Annotated in this window: 11 protein-coding genes and 2 pseudogenes; 8 read left to right on the plus strand and 5 right to left on the minus strand. The window is 67.3% G+C overall.

Translation table 11 applies throughout. From position 1 onward, the window contains the following. Window positions 1–1,408 precede the first annotated feature (1,408 nt). Window positions 1,409–1,660 (plus strand): Mrp/NBP35 family ATP-binding protein, encoded by a 252-nt coding sequence (locus DJ82_RS15210; RefSeq protein ID WP_241881433.1) that lies wholly within the window; start codon window positions 1,409–1,411, stop codon window positions 1,658–1,660. 1,053 nt (window positions 1,661–2,713) lie between these two features. Here the strand turns inward: DJ82_RS15210 and DJ82_RS05305 are convergent. Beyond that, a complete protein-coding gene (locus DJ82_RS05305) occupies window positions 2,714–3,181 on the minus strand; it encodes a hypothetical protein (protein WP_094524744.1) in 468 nt (155 codons plus the stop codon). Between the two features lie 96 nt (window positions 3,182–3,277). Between DJ82_RS05305 and DJ82_RS05310 the strand changes: the two genes are divergently transcribed. Beyond that, window positions 3,278–4,405, plus strand: a complete 1,128-nt coding sequence (locus DJ82_RS05310; protein WP_094581237.1) for a GTP-binding protein — start codon at window positions 3,278–3,280, stop codon at window positions 4,403–4,405. 24 nt (window positions 4,406–4,429) lie between these two features. Here the strand turns inward: DJ82_RS05310 and DJ82_RS14930 are convergent, their stop codons facing one another. Beyond that, window positions 4,430–4,582: a hypothetical protein gene (locus DJ82_RS14930; protein WP_170938320.1), complete on the minus strand. Its 153-nt coding sequence runs from the start codon at window positions 4,580–4,582 to the stop codon at window positions 4,430–4,432. 213 nt (window positions 4,583–4,795) lie between these two features. Between DJ82_RS14930 and DJ82_RS14935 the strand changes: the two genes are divergently transcribed. Then, window positions 4,796–4,963 (plus strand): hypothetical protein, encoded by a 168-nt coding sequence (locus tag DJ82_RS14935; protein ID WP_170938321.1) that lies wholly within the window; start codon window positions 4,796–4,798, stop codon window positions 4,961–4,963. A 52-nt stretch (window positions 4,964–5,015) separates the two neighbouring features. On the opposite strand, the gene DJ82_RS05315 is transcribed toward DJ82_RS14935, so the two are convergent. Then, window positions 5,016–6,185: a glutathione-independent formaldehyde dehydrogenase gene (locus DJ82_RS05315; protein ID WP_094581238.1), complete on the minus strand. Its 1,170-nt coding sequence runs from the start codon at window positions 6,183–6,185 to the stop codon at window positions 5,016–5,018. A 201-nt stretch (window positions 6,186–6,386) separates the two neighbouring features. On the opposite strand from DJ82_RS05315, the gene DJ82_RS05320 reads away from it, so the two are divergent. The 3 genes and pseudogenes from DJ82_RS05320 (at window position 6,387) to DJ82_RS15215 (ending at window position 8,677) form a co-directional block, all read left to right on the plus strand. Further along, on the plus strand, window positions 6,387–6,704 hold the full coding sequence (locus DJ82_RS05320) for a DUF5785 family protein (RefSeq protein WP_094581239.1): 318 nt from the start codon (window positions 6,387–6,389) through the stop codon (window positions 6,702–6,704). Between the two features lie 462 nt (window positions 6,705–7,166). Further along, a pseudogene (locus DJ82_RS05325) lies at window positions 7,167–8,222 on the plus strand (DUF1611 domain-containing protein). After that, window positions 8,219–8,677, plus strand: coding sequence for a hypothetical protein (locus DJ82_RS15215; protein ID WP_241881431.1), 459 nt, complete (start codon window positions 8,219–8,221; stop codon window positions 8,675–8,677). The pseudogene DJ82_RS05325 and the gene DJ82_RS15215 overlap by 4 nt, the downstream one beginning before the upstream one ends. Window positions 8,678–9,342: 665 nt before the next feature. On the opposite strand, the pseudogene DJ82_RS05335 reads toward DJ82_RS15215, so the two are convergent. Then, a pseudogene (locus DJ82_RS05335) lies at window positions 9,343–10,222 on the minus strand (PspA/IM30 family protein); the annotation flags it as partial. A 176-nt stretch (window positions 10,223–10,398) separates the two neighbouring features. Here DJ82_RS05335 and DJ82_RS05340 point away from each other — a divergent pair. Together DJ82_RS05340 and DJ82_RS05345 are read left to right on the plus strand one after the other, a co-directional pair. Then, window positions 10,399–11,370 carry a sugar phosphate isomerase/epimerase gene (locus DJ82_RS05340; protein WP_094524890.1) on the plus strand — a complete coding sequence of 324 codons (972 nt, stop codon included), beginning with the start codon at window positions 10,399–10,401 and terminating at the stop codon, window positions 11,368–11,370. Window positions 11,371–11,386: 16 nt separating this feature from the next. After that, window positions 11,387–12,565: a Gfo/Idh/MocA family protein gene (locus tag DJ82_RS05345; RefSeq protein WP_094524891.1), complete on the plus strand. Its 1,179-nt coding sequence runs from the start codon at window positions 11,387–11,389 to the stop codon at window positions 12,563–12,565. 65 nt (window positions 12,566–12,630) lie between these two features. Here the strand turns inward: DJ82_RS05345 and DJ82_RS05350 are convergent, their stop codons facing one another. Further along, window positions 12,631–14,013: a tyrosine-type recombinase/integrase gene (locus DJ82_RS05350; protein ID WP_158217280.1), complete on the minus strand. Its 1,383-nt coding sequence runs from the start codon at window positions 14,011–14,013 to the stop codon at window positions 12,631–12,633. Between the last annotated feature and the right edge of the window lie 5 nt (window positions 14,014–14,018).

Here is a 14,018-nt window from a genome sequence, read left to right on the forward strand (position 1 = left end):
GGCGGTTTGGCGATCACGGGCGCGATGAAGACGCTAAACGGGGGGGCGTCCTCGGAACCGGCTCCGCGACCGCGACGTGCCCGCGTGCCGGTCCACCGCTGCTCGCTCTCGGCCCGGCCCAGGGGAGGGCCGTCGAGGGGCTTGACTCGACCTGCGGGCTCGCTCGGACGCGACGCTGCTCGGCGAGGGGGGTTCGTCCGTGCTTCACGCGACGGCGTTCGCGGACCGCGGTGAGGGGTCACCGTCGTTCTCCGGCGACGAGCTGGTGGCACTTCCTTCGGGGCTTCGGGCGGCGACGGGTCGGCGTTGGCTAGACCGTTCCGGGGCGTCCTCGACGACGACGGCGACGTGATCCCGCGAGTCGGACTCCTTCGAGGCGCGTCGGCCGACGGCGCTCTGGGGGCGGAGCGACGCGACCGATCGTCTCCGGGAGGTATGCGGCGGAAGGTGCGGGAGGCTCTTGGCGCTCGACGCGCCGGCGCTACGTGTTCGGCGCCGACGGGCTGTCGCCGTTTCTGCGCGCGAGGGACGCCGGCACGCTGCACTGGATCCGGTGTGACCATTAACCCTTATTCGCCCCCCCGGCCCCTCCCCCTCCGGGCATGAACGAAGCGGACGGTGCGGGGAGCGGCTCGCGGGCGTGCGAGGACCCCGCCTCGGGACGACATCGGCTCTCGGCTCGGTCTCCGGTGAACGACGGGTGGCCGTCGAGACCGGGGAGCGGGACGGGGACCGGGCGGCACGGTCCACGTGTCGGCTGGCGCTCGGCGGGCTCCCTTCTCGCCGCATGGATTCGCGATCGCCGGAGGACGTCCGGGACGCGCTCGCCGGACACTGGGTTCGAGGTGGCATCTCTCAGGGCGTCGACCCGGGACGAACTGGACGCGGACGAGCAGTTCTTCCGGCGTGAAGAACGGTTTTATCGCGGTCGCCTCGGGAAGGGCGGCGTCGGCAGTCGGACGAATGGCCGTGAACGCGCCGCGGCTCTCGAGCTCGGCGCCGCGTCGGGCTCTTTACGCCGACGTGTACGGCCGAACGTCCCGCGGATGGTGTCGGCCGAGGAGCGCCCGCAGACCGACGGGGAGACGATCGTTCCGCCCGAGCGCTTCGCGTGAAGCTGATGAGCATGGACTTCCTCACCGGCGAGGGACACCCCGTCATCTGGCGCGGGCCGATGGTCCACAAGATCATTCACCCAGCTCGTCAGAGACGTGGAAGTGGGCGATCTTTGGACTACGTCGGTTGGACCTGCCGCCGGGCACCGGGACACCAGCTCACGATCCTCCAGACGCTCCGCTGACGGGCGCCGTGATCGTCCGACGCCGCAGGTCGCGCTCGACGACGCGGTGGAAAGGCCTCCGGATGTTTCGCAAACAACGACACGAACGTGCTCGGAATCGCCGAGAACATGGCCGGGTTCCGCTGTCCGACTGCGGGTGCTTCCACGAGTCTTCGGCTCCGGCGGGCGGGAAGGCTGGCGCAGGAGCACGAGCTCCCCTTCCTAGGCGGCCGTCCCGCTCGGACCCCGCGGTCCGGACCGGGGGGCGACGAGGGCGAGCCGGTGGTCTCGGCGGAGGGCGAGACCGCCGACGCGTTCCGCGTGATCGTGGGAGAACGTCGCGAACAACGCCGGCGTCGTGCGCCGAACGCGGGGTTGTGAGCGAAGGCGATGAGCGGGAACGGAGCGAGTGCGGACGGCGACGGGGAACGGGACGGCGACGGGCGGCGACCCCGCCGACCCCTCGACGCGCCGGCGTCGACCCAGGTCGTCCCGGAATCGTCGCCGACGCGGCGGACGAGGCGTTCCCGACGACGACGAGGGTCCGCGCGTTCCTCCGCGGAGGTCGCGGCCGACGTACGGACGGCGACAGCTCAGATTTTTTGAGCAAGCAGCTCTCGGCGATCCTTACCGGCGTGTCGGACCTGTACGATTCGGGAAGAGCGACTTCCCCGGGAGGAATGATCTACCTGGAACGTCCGGCAATCATGCGATTCAAAAGAGCAGGGCGGAATCAGAGCGATTAGGAGGTATGTTGACAGTGGAGCGTACGACTGAGAGGTTTTATCGATCGCTTATAAATGGAAGCTACGGGTTGCCGTGGTGAGACTCGAAATCCTCAGCACTCGGGCGGTTACACGGTTGATACTGGATCAACGGCTGACACCTCCAAAGCCCCAGCCGCGGAGGACGGCGCACGCTCTGTCGTTTCGAACGGCGGCGGAGCGCCTTCGTGATTGGGTTCGTCAGAACGGCAGAGCGTTCTGACTGCTAGCCGGAAATCTCTGATTTCCGGCGATGGACGAGACGCCGGAGGGTCTCGAACCACGCACTTCGGTCGTTCGCTTCGCTCACTCCCCTCCAGTGCTTACCGTCAGTCATCAGAACGCTTCGGCGTTCTGATTGGCTCACGAGAGCTTTGCTCTCGTGAACGCCTGGCCGCCCGCCTTCCCGGCCTGCCCCTTTGAGGTCCCGGGCCCGGCCCGCACCGCCAACGCACCTCACGCCTCCCCAGCCTCGGCGGGCGGCCGGCGCGGATCGGCCCGCGCCTTTGCCCGCCGGCCTCCCTCGCACGTGCTGTCGCGGCGCGAGCGCCGGCTTCCAGGAGGGACCGAAGGTCCTCGCGGGCTCGCCGCGCGGGCGGCGGGCCTCGCAGGGCACGCGCCGCGCGGATATGTATAAAAGCGTGAGCTCGATCCGGCGTTTCTCTGTCGATCACACCCGTTCGTCGAGTATCGTCTCGTCGCTGTGGCGGACTTCGACGCGCTCCGGGACCGGCGCCTCCGCGAACTCGATTATGACCTCGTAGGGGTGGGCTACGGCGACGTCCGGACACGCTTCCTCGTCCCAGTCCGGGTCGTCTTCGGCGGTCAACCGGACCAGCAGGCGGTCGGCGTCGAGCGTCGCTTCGATCAGCTCGATCCGATAACACTCTCGCGAGCCGTCGAGCAGCCGTCCCCTGACGGTGAGCCGCGGCGGGTCGGCGTCGACCGCGCGGATCAGGACGGCGGCGTCGTGTGGATTCGGTTCGTCGGATTCGAACTCCCCGGTGTGTTCGCGGCGCAGCGTAAGTTCGGCGCCGTCGACGGTGTCGGGGACTTCTCCCCACGGCGGCACGGGACAGCCCGCGAGGGGGGCGGTCGAGACGGCCGTCGCAGTCGCGAGGAGGGCTCTGCGGCGCATGGCGGGGAACGGCCGGGCGGGCGAGGTAAGCTTTGTGACGGGACGATCCCACCGATCGATCGTTTCATACTGATAGCACGTCTCACGATAATACGTATGAGCGACGACGACCGGATCCCCGTGACCGTCCTCAGCGGGTACCTCGGCGCCGGGAAGACGACGATGGTGAACCACCTGCTCGCGAACCCCGGCGACAGGCGGATCGCCGTCATCTTAAACGACATGGGCGAGGTGAACGTCGACGCGGAGCTGGTCGCCCGCGAGAACGACGAGGAGGGGATCGTCGACCTCTCGAACGGCTGTATCTGCTGTCGACTCCAGGACGACCTGCTGAGCGAGGCCGCGACGCTCGCGGAGTCGCGGGAGTTCGACTACCTCCTCGTGGAGTCGTCGGGCATCTCCGAACCGATCCCGGTGGCGCGGGCGTTCACGGAGGGGACCGATGCCTCCGAGATCGACCCCACCGAAGGCTTCCGGCTCGACACGATGGTCACCGTCCTCGACACCTACGGGTTCTGGAAGGAGTTCGACGCCGGCGAGAGCCTGCCGGGCGACGGGGAGCCGGCCGCGGACCGACCCCTCGCGGACGTGCTCGTCGAGGGGATCGAGTTCTGCGACGTCCTCGTGTTGAACAAGACGGACATGGTCCCGGACGAGGTCCTCGACGAGATCGAGTCGGTCGCCGACCGGATCGGCCCGCGGGCGAAACGGATCCGGACGAGCTACTCCGAGGTCGACCCCGGAGCGGTGCTCGGCACGGGACGGTTCGACTTCGAGACGGCCAAGCGGTCGCCCGGGTGGAAACGCGCGCTCGCGGAAAGCGAGGCGGACGGGCACGGCGGGGAGGAGGAGGCTCACGGCCACGATCACGACCACGCCGAGGGCGCCGCCGCGGCCCACGGGGTCGACTCGTTCGTCTACCGCTCCGCGAACGCCCTCGCCCCGGAGCCGTTCGCCGACTGGCTCGACGACTGGGACGGCGCCATCGTGCGGGCGAACGGCGTCGCGAACGTCGCGGGCACCGACGAGGTCATCGGCGTGAGTCAGGCCGGCCCCTCGGTGCAGGCGGGGCCGATCGGCGAGTGGGGACCGGACGACGACCGCCGCACGCGGCTCGTGTTCATCGGCAGCGAGATGGAGGAGTCGCGGATCCGGCGAGAACTCGACGACTTGGCGGCGTCGGACCCCGAGGCGGTCGAGGGAGCGAGCGCGTTCCCGATCTGAATCGGTCCCGAGAGTCGGTCGGGCTCAGATTCCCAGTTCGGCCTGTAAGTCGTCCCACTCCTCGTGGAACCCGTGGGTGGACTCGGTCTCGGTGCCGACCGCCGACTGGTAGACGTCGTCGTACTTCAGCAGCTCGCCCCACCCGTCGTGGAACGCCCAGTTACAGTACTTACACATACGGGTGACAACGCGAGGGAGCGACATACCGGTTTCGCCGACCGTGGTGAGAGCGACTGTCGGGAGCGCGGGCGGTCGCGCGTCTCAGGGGCTCGGGCGGTTGCGCGTCCGAGAAGCGCCGGCGGTCGCGCATTTCGGGTCCGCCGACAGAGTGAACCCCGTCCGTGACGTACGGTAGCTATCGACGTGGCTCGGCCGCGGCGACACTCCACTATGGTCACATACAGGCGGGGCGGACACGTTCAGAGCGACGACGAGGCGGTCGAGCGGCGCTGCGAGCACTGCGGCTGGCACTGCGTCGCGGACGGGTATCCGGAGCTCGTCTCGCGGTACCAGTCGCATCTCCGGGCGGAGCACCCGAAGGCGTGGCTCCGGACCTGATATCGGTGGCGGAAAAATCGGAACAGCGGATGCGAGGCGGCGCCTCGGCGACTCAGGGTTCGAGGAGGACCTTCGTGACGCCCTCCTCGCGGGCGTCGAACGCCTCGTACATCTCCGGGGCCTCCTCGAGGTCGACGCGGTGCGAGACCACCCAGCTCGGGTCGGCACGTCCCTCGATGATCATGTCGCGGAGGTACCGGTTGTACGACTTGACGTTACACTGGCCCGTGCCGCATTTGAGGCCCTTCTCGAAGAACTTCCCGAAGTCGATACCGAGCCGCCCCTGCGCGGCCATGTCGTCGGGCGCGCCCGGGTCCTCAGGGACGTAGAGGCCGGGGATGCCGAGCTCGCCCGTCGGCCGGACCACGCGGATGAGGTTGTTGATCACGACCGCCGGGTTCTCCTTGGCCGGCTGGTAGGAGTAGTCCTCCGTCTCGGTGTCGACGTTGTCGGGGTCGGTCGCCTGATACCCGACCGCGTCGACGCCCTTGTCGACCATCCCGCCGTGTTCCTCGATGATCTGGTCGACCGGGTCGCCTTCGGAGAAGTCGATGGCGGTCGCGTCGCAGTGGTCCTCCGCCAGCTCCAGTCGGCTCGGGACCTGGTCGACGACGTAGATTTCGGCCGCGCCCTTGATCTTCGCGCTGTACGCGGCCATCAGCCCGACCGGCCCGGCGCCGAAGACCGCTACCGACTCCCCGGGCTGGAGGTTCGCCAGTTCGGTGCCGTGCCAGCCGGTCGGGAAGATGTCCGCGAGCAGCGAGAACGCGTCCTCGTGTTCGCGCCCCTCGGGCAGTTTCAGCGCGTTGTGGTCCGCGTACGGGACGCGGAGTTTCTCGGCCTGTCCGCCCGGATACGGCCCCATGGCGACGTAGCCATCGGCCCCGCCGGCGAAGCCGGGGTTGACGTTGGTACAGAAGCCGGTGTACCCCTCCTCGCAGTTCTGGCAGAACCCGCAGGAGACGTTAAACGGCATCACCACGCGGTCTCCCTCCTCCAGTGTCGAGACGGCCTCACCGACTTCGGAGACGATCCCCATGTTCTCGTGGCCGAACACGATCCCCTCCTCGGCCGCGGTCCGACCCTCGTACATGTGCAGGTCGGAGCCGCAGATACACGACGTCGTGATGTCGACGACGACGTCGTTCGGGTGTTCGATCTCCGGGTCATCTACCTCTTCTACGGCCACGTCGTACGGGCCTTGATAAACAACAGCTTTCATGATGTGATCCAACCTAACGGAAAGCTTCGAGTATTCTAAATGTTTTTCCGTTACATAGATAGTTAATAAATTATGGTACAATTCAATTAATCGTCATGTACGTCGCGGTCGGCTGCCGGTGTGCCGAGGGGACGCAGCGGCGCGTCGACGGGGAGTCCGGCGGAGCGCAACGACTTTCCTGCGGCACGGTAAACGGAGGGTATGGACTGGCCACACGACCCCGACGGCGAGCAGGGCAGAGAGGGCAGGCGGCAGTACGGCCACGCCGTGCTCGCGAAGAAGATCGACGAGGAGGAGGACTTCCCGCTGTCGACCGCGGAGTACGTCGAGCAGTACGGGGACCACCCGATCCGGATCGACTACGAGACGGTCGTCTCCGTCGAGGAGATCTTCGAGGGCGTCGAGAAGGAGGAGTTCGCGGACTTCGTCGAGTTCCACCAGGAGCTCGGCCGCGTGATGCGCGAGAACGGCTACTGGTTCTACGAGGGTGCCGACCAGTTCGTCGACGGCAGCGCCTGAATACGAATCGGGGATAAACGTCTCGGACGCATCAGTCGTTCTCTTTTAAAATAACTGCTTCGACTTGTGAACCACTCCAAAGCCCCAGCCGCGAGGAGTGCGGAGGCGACGCAAGCACGCAGGAGCGGATGGACGAGCGGACTGATGGAGGCGCAGCGAGCGTCCGCACTCCTCGCGGCTGCCCCTTTGAAGGTCCCCCCCAAACCGTCCCGCGACCGCACCTCCACGCTCCCAGCCGCGCGGTTCGCGCTCTTCGAGCGCTCCGCGTCCCTCGCACCGTCGGTTCGCGGCCTTGTCGGCCGCTCACCGGGGCGCGCCACCGCAGTTGTTTTATATAATTATTCTCGACGCTGTCCGCAGTTCTTCGGACGACGCGAAGGCCGGCGATCGGACTCGCGGACCGACCCCGACTCTTTTAAGCCCGACCGGGGCGCCGGCCGGACATGAGCGCGAACGGATGTCATCCTCGCCCACGGAGAAGTTCCCCGGCGCGCGAAGACCGCGCTCGTGCGTGATTGCGCTACGGCGACCAGGACGTGCGCGCCGTCCTGACCGCGCCGCGCCGGCGGAGCGCGTATTTGCGCGACCACGTCCCGGACGTCTCGACGCGCCGATCGTCGGGGTCGGTTCGGCGAGGCGCACGCGGCCGCCGACGGCGACGTCGACGCCTTATATATCGGGATCGCGCCGATCGGCGGCGGCTTCGACGAGTCCTGGCGGTCGGACGTCGAGGCCGCGATCGAGGCCGGCTGCGACGTGGTGAGCGGGCTCCACTACTTCCTCAACGAGGACGAGGAGCTCGCCGCGCTGGCCGCCGAACACGGCGTCGACCTCGTCGACGTTCGCGAGCCGGACGACGACCTGACGGTGGCGACGGGCGCCTCCGGCGACGTCGACGCCGACGTGGTGTGTACGGTCGGCACCGACTGCTCGGTCGGGAAGATGACCGCCTCGCTGGAGATCGTCGCCGCCGCCCGCGAGCGCGGGATCGACGCGGCGTTCGTCCCGACCGGCCAGACCGGGATCATGATCGCCGGCTGGGGGAACCCGATCGACCGCGTCGTCTCCGACTTCACCGCCGGCGCCGTCGAGGACATGCTCGTCGAGGTCGGCGACGACTACGACCTCCTCGTCGTCGAGGGGCAGGGAAGCATCGTTCACCCCGCCTACTCGGCGGTCACCTGTGGCATCCTCCACGGCTCGATGGCGGACGGGCTGGTCCTCTGTCACGCCGCGGGGCGGGAGGCGATCCACGGGTACGAGTCGTTCGCGCTCCCCTCGCTTCCGGAGTACGTCGACCTCTACGAGGGGCTCGCGGCGCCCGTCCGCGAAGCGAGCGTCGTCGCCGGCGCGCTCAACACGAAGGACGTCGACGACGACGAGGTGGCCGCCGACGCGGTCGACGCCTTCGGCGACGCGGTCGGCGCTCCCGCCGCCGACCCCGTCAGAGACGGCGCCGACGGGATCGTCGACGGGATCGTCGAGGCCGGGCTCGGCGGGGAGACCGTCGACAAATGAGCCTCGACACCGCGTTCGAGCGGGTCTCGCTTCCCCTCGAGGACCCGTTCACGATCTCTCGGGGCACCCAGACGGAGGCCGAGAACGTGATCGTCCGGATCGCGGACGAGGGCGGGATGACCGGCGTCGGCGGGGCCGCCCCCTCGGCCCACTACGGCGAGACGGCCGACACCGTCGAGGCGGTGCTTCCGGACCTCCTCGCGGTCGTCGAGTCCGTCGGAGACCCGCACGCGATCCGCGAGATCGAGTCGCGGATGGCGGCGGCGATCGGCGGCACCCGCCGCCCGGGCGCCGTTCTCGATCGCCGTCACGACCTCGCCGCGGAAAGCGGCTCGGCGTCCCGCTCCACAGCTCTGGGGTGCTCGACGCTCGGCCCGCGCCGGCGACCTCGTACACCGTCGGGGTCGACGAGACTGGAGCGCGTCCGGAGAGAAAGCCTGCGGCCGCTGGTCTGAGGCCGGCTACCTCGATCTCTCAAGATCAGATCTCGGCACCGACCGGGATCCGCGATTTGCTGTATCGGACGCCGTCCGCGAGCCGCGCCGACGCTCGACTCGCGTCGAGGCCAACGGAGGCGTGGACGCCCCGCGAGCTTATTCGAAAAATGAGCGGAAGTGGCTCGCGGAGCGGGACGTTGGGGTTCGTCGGAGAGCCTGGTGCCCGCCGCGGACCCGGAGGGGCTCCGGTTCGTTACGGAGCTGGTCCGCTCTCCCGATCGCCGCCGACGAGTCGTGCGTGTACGCTGATACGACGTTCCCGCGATTCGCCGACCGCTGCGACATCGCGGAACCTTGAAGCTGATGAAGACGGCGGCCTGCCGGAGGCTGATGACGGATGATCGCGCCGGCGCTGCGCCCACGGCTGGAGGTGGATGTGGCGGTGCATTGATCGAGGTTTCGAACGCTGTCTAATCGCGGCGGCCGCCCAGCTCGCGCCGCTTCTCGACTACGCCGACCTCGACGGCTCGCCTGCTGCTCGCCTGAGGACCCGTATTGGACGGGATCGTGGATGGGAACGGTGAGATTTCCGCCTCGAATGGACAGTGAGCGGGGCGGGGACCGGGCGCGCTCGGAGTGAGGCGGAAGTGAGACGGCTGCGGCGACCGGCGCCCGGCTTCGTAGTTCCGCGGCTCGTCGGCGGTCGGACCTCCGACTCCTCGAGTTTCGACGTCGACCTCCTCGTCGGCACCGCGTCCCGTCGGATGTCGCTCGAGGTCGTCCGTCGATCTCCGATTCGACTGTCCGCCCAGTTCGGTCACTCGACTTCCCGTTCGTCGCGGGCCCCGCTGTGCTCTTCGGCTCGCCCTTCCCGAGCTCGCCCTTGAGCGTCTCCAGTTCGGCGTCGACCTCGCTGTTCGTCGAGAGGCTCTCCAGCTCGCGGTCGATGCTGTCCTTGTCGGAGAGCGCGTCCTCGAACGCGCCGGACTCCTCCAGCTCGTCCATCGCCTCCGCGCGCGCCTCCATCTCCTCGGTCCGCTCCTCGGCGCGCTCGATCGACCGGCTCACGTCCTCCATCTCGTCGCCGACGCCGGTCATCGCCTCCGAGACGCGCGAGGACGCCTCCGCGGCCTCATAGCGGGCCTTCATCGTCTCCTTCTTCGTGCGGAACTCCTCGATGCGGTTCTGCAGCTTGTTCTTCTTCTCGACGAGCTGATCCTGGGTGTCGTTCAGCTCCGCTATCTGCCCTTCCAGCTCCTCGATCTGGGCCATCTTCGACTTCTTCTTCTCGAGGGCCTTCCGCGCGAGGTCGTCGCGGTCCTGCTGGACCGCCTCGCGGGCCTGTCGGTTGTGCTTCTCGACGTTCTCCTCGAGCTTGCGCTTCTGGATCTCCAGGCGCTTCTTCTGGGTCGTCAGGTCGGCGATCCCCTGCTTGACGTCTTGGAGCTCGTCGCGCATCTGTTCGTACGAGTAGTCGAGCGACTCCGTCGGATCCTCCGCCCGGTTCAGGAGGGCGTTCACCTTCGAGCGGATGACGTAGGAGGCGCGCGAGAGGATTCCCATAGTCCGTCATACGCGTTCCACCCGTTAAAACCTCATGTGGTTCGCGGCCCCGCGTCGGACCGAAAGGAGACCGAATTGAGGCCGAAAACGCCCGGAACGGGGGCGAGATCCGGCCGTCGGCACCCGTCGGTCGCCAGCACCTGAAGATTTATTCGGGGTGTTGTACTATTTCGCGCATGGATATCGGCGTACTGACCGTTCCATTGGGCGGAGAATCGACCGAAGACGCGGCCGCGTACCTCGACTCCATCGGGGTCGACGCGGTCGAACTCGGCGTCGGGGGGTGGCCCGGCGAGGACCACGTCGACCGCGAGTCGCACCTCGCCGACGAGGCCGCGCGCGAGGACCTGCTCGGCCTGCTCGACGAGCACGACCTCCGGATCTCGGCGCTGGCGACCCACAACAACCCCCTCCACCCGGACGAGGAGCGCGCCGCGGCGGCGGACCGCGAACTCCGGGAGGCGATCGAGCTGGCCGACCTGCTCGGCGTCGGCACGGTGACCTGCTTCTCCGGGCTCCCCGCGGGCGCGCCCGGCGACTCGACGCCGAACTGGGTCACGGCGCCGTGGCCGAGCGAGCACGCCGACGCCCACGAGTACCAGTGGGACGAGGTCGCGATCCCGTACTGGAACGACCTGGCGAAACACGCCGACCACCACGGCGTCGACGTCGCCATCGAGATGCACCCGAACATGCTCGTGTACGAGCCGACCGGGATGCTCGCGCTGCGGGAGGCCACGAACGAGCGGATCGGCGCCAACTTCGACCCCTCGCACCTCTACTGGCAGGGGATCGACGTCACCGAGGCGATCCGGTTCTTGGGCGAACGCGACGCGATCCACCATTTCCACGCCAAGGACACGAAGGTGTACGACGCGAACGCCCGCGTGAAGGGCGTGCTCGACACGGCGGACTACACCGCGGAGGCCGACCGCTCGTGGCTGTTCCGCTCGATCGGCTACGGCCACGACGAGGCCCACTGGAAGGACGTCGTCTCGACGCTCCGGATTGTCGGCTACGAGGGCGCGCTCTCGATCGAACACGAGGACTCGCTCACCTCCTCTCGCGAGGGGTTAGAGAAGGCGGTCGACGTGCTCGATCGGGCCGTCTTCGAGACGCAGCCGGGCGACGCGTACTGGGCGGAGTAAGACGGAGGACGCAATCATGACACGGGAACCACTCAAGATCGGCGTGCTGGGGTATCGCTTCATGGGCAAGGCGCACGCGAACGCGCTGGCGCGGCTTCCGATGTTCTTCCCGGACGCGCCCGACGTCGAACGTCACACGCTCGTCGGGCGCGACGAGGGGGCGCTCGCCGACGCCGCGGACCGCTTCGGCTTCGCGCACACCGCGACGGACTGGGAAGACGCCCTCGACGAGGTGGACGTGTTCTACAACCTCGGGCCGAACCACGTCCACGCGGAGCCGTCGATCGCGGCCTTGGAGGCCGGCGTTCCGGTCCTCTGCGAGAAGCCGCTCGCGCCGACCCTGGACGAGGCGGCGGCGATGCGCGACGCCGCGGCGGACGCCGACGTCCCGGCCGGCACCGCGTTCAACTACCGGTTCGTCCCGGCGCTCCGCTACGCGAAGGGGCTGATCGAGGACGGCGAGCTCGGCGAGATCCGGCAGGTCCGCGGGCGGTACCTCCAGGACTGGCTCGCGGACCCCGAGGCGCCGTGGGCGTGGCGCATGGACGCCGACATGGCGGGCTCGGGCGCGCTCGGCGACCTGGGCGCGCACACGATCGACCTCGCGAGCTTCCTCGTCGGCGACGAGGTCGGCGGGATAGACCGCCTCTCCGGCCACCTGCAGACGTTCGTCGACGAACGGCCCGTCTACGAGGACGGCGGCGACGTCGACGAGGGCAGCGAGGGCGGCGATGGCGGCGACGCCGCAGTCGCGGAGTACCGCGACGTGACCGTCGACGACGCCTACTCCGCGCAGGTCGCCTACGAGTCGGGGGCGATCGGGACGTTCGAGGCGACCCGGTTCGCGACCGGTCACAAGAACGACCACGCGATCGAGGTCCACGGCTCGAAGGGGAGCCTGAAATTCTCCTTAGAGCGGCTCAACGAGCTGGAGGTGCTCCGCGAGGGCGACCGCGGCTACCAGACGGTGCTCGTCACCGACGAGACGGACCCGTACGTCGACCGGTGGTGGCCCCCCGGTCACGTCATCGGGTGGGAGCACACCTTCGTCCACGAGAACTACGAGTTCTTACGCTCTGTGTCCACAGGAAATATACCGGACACGTTCCCCACTTTCGAGGATGGGTATGAGGTCCAGCAAATTCTTGAGGCGATCACAGAGGCCGACAAACGTGGGGAATGGGTGAATCTGTAGCCGCGAGACGCTGCGGCGTTCCGAAGGCACACCGCGGTGTGTGTTGCGTCAACAAACGCTGATATCTAACTATTCTCGTTGATTCGCTCGGCGACCCGGTCCGCGATCTTGTCCATCAATTCGTCGCTTTCCATAATCGCGTCCATATTCTCATCAAGCGCCGACTCGACCACCTCGATCTCTTCCATCGTTTCGCCGCCTTGTGGGTCGGCCTGCTTGTACGACTCTTCGATCCCTTCCGTGATTTGCGACTTCGCGTCTTGTGCGTCCGGTGTGTATACCGTCCCACAGCCCGGGCACGCCTTCGCCGACCCCGGCAGTGGTTCGTCACAGGTGATACACGTCGCTGGGGTCAGCGCCGAGTCGTCTTTCTCCACTTCGTACCCGTGCGATTCCTCCACAGCGAGATTGAACTCTTGGTCCGACAGGTGTTGGTAGGTCGTTTCCATCACTCGCGAATCCTGATTGTGACCGATGAGGAACTTCACCTTCGAGTCGTCCATATCGTAGTCGCGTTTACATGTCGTCACGAAGAAGTGCCGGAACGCGTGAGGGTTCACGTCCTTCTCAACGTCCGCTCGATCGGCGAGTACTTTCAGCCGGGTCATGAGTGATGTGCGACCGAGATAGTCGCCCGCAGACACACCATTCGGCCGGTTCGATCCCGGCAGCCCGGTGATGAGGTAGTCGTCGGGATCACCGGTCGGGTGTGAGCGTGTCCATTCACAGACGGCTTTCTGTGCGCCTAGTAGCGGTCGTTTCTCGCCGATCTTGTCGGCTCCCTTGAGTCCTAAATCATCGGTGTTCAGCCGGTACCGGCCGCTTTCCCCCTCTTTGGGATCCACGTCTTTCAGCCGAAGGGTTTGGATCGCTCGGACACGTTGGCCCGTGTACGCCAGCATATCGATGAGGCACTGGTCGCGCCAGTTGGAACACGCGCTTCGCATCGCCTCCACGTCGTCGCCAGTGAGCACGTCCTCCGGCTCGATCGTCCCGTTCGGGTTCTCGACTTTGACGAACACGATCCCGTCCGGGTCCGCGCGGGCGGCGTCGCCGTGGTAGCGAAGGAATTTGATGAGCGCCGACTGTCGCTGTTTGATCGTCTTGTCCGCGAACCCGTCGTCCTTCCACGTCGCGAACTGTTCGTTGAACGTGCCGGTCGACACGTCGAGTAGATCGTCGTCGAGTTCGTCCGTGAGCAACCGCAGCGCGCGCCCGTAGGACACAAGCGTCGACGCCGCTTTCGTGTCGATCTTCCCGTTCTTGGTGTGTTGATACCCCAAATCCTCCGGATCAAGCGCGCGGAGGAACTCGGTGAGCGCGTCGGCGTCGCCGTCCGGAAGTTTGGACACGCGCTCTTTTTCGGATTCGTATCGGTGTCGCGGATCCGTTGCTCGTCCCATACTCCACCGTCTCATGCGAACATCTTGTAATTTATCCAAGACCATATACG

The organism is Halorubrum sp. Ib24, assembly GCF_002252745.1.
Taxonomy (GTDB): Archaea; Halobacteriota; Halobacteria; order Halobacteriales; family Haloferacaceae; genus Halorubrum.

Bases quoted from the DNA above. Each gene is read 5' to 3' on its own strand.
- DJ82_RS15210 (WP_241881433.1), top strand. From the start codon at position 1,409: ATGGCCGGGTTCCGCTGTCCGACTGCGGGTGCTTCCACGAGTCTTCGG.
- DJ82_RS05305 (WP_094524744.1), bottom strand. From the start codon at position 3,181: ATGCGCCGCAGAGCCCTCCTCGCGACTGCGACGGCCGTCTCGACCGCC.
- DJ82_RS05310 (WP_094581237.1), top strand. From the start codon at position 3,278: ATGAGCGACGACGACCGGATCCCCGTGACCGTCCTCAGCGGGTACCTC.
- DJ82_RS14930 (WP_170938320.1), bottom strand. From the start codon at position 4,582: ATGTGTAAGTACTGTAACTGGGCGTTCCACGACGGGTGGGGCGAGCTG.
- DJ82_RS14935 (WP_170938321.1), top strand. From the start codon at position 4,796: ATGGTCACATACAGGCGGGGCGGACACGTTCAGAGCGACGACGAGGCG.
- DJ82_RS05315 (WP_094581238.1), bottom strand. From the start codon at position 6,185: ATGAAAGCTGTTGTTTATCAAGGCCCGTACGACGTGGCCGTAGAAGAG.
- DJ82_RS05320 (WP_094581239.1), top strand. From the start codon at position 6,387: ATGGACTGGCCACACGACCCCGACGGCGAGCAGGGCAGAGAGGGCAGG.
- DJ82_RS15215 (WP_241881431.1), top strand. From the start codon at position 8,219: ATGAGCCTCGACACCGCGTTCGAGCGGGTCTCGCTTCCCCTCGAGGAC.
- DJ82_RS05340 (WP_094524890.1), top strand. From the start codon at position 10,399: ATGGATATCGGCGTACTGACCGTTCCATTGGGCGGAGAATCGACCGAA.
- DJ82_RS05345 (WP_094524891.1), top strand. From the start codon at position 11,387: ATGACACGGGAACCACTCAAGATCGGCGTGCTGGGGTATCGCTTCATG.
- DJ82_RS05350 (WP_158217280.1), bottom strand. From the start codon at position 14,013: ATGGTCTTGGATAAATTACAAGATGTTCGCATGAGACGGTGGAGTATG.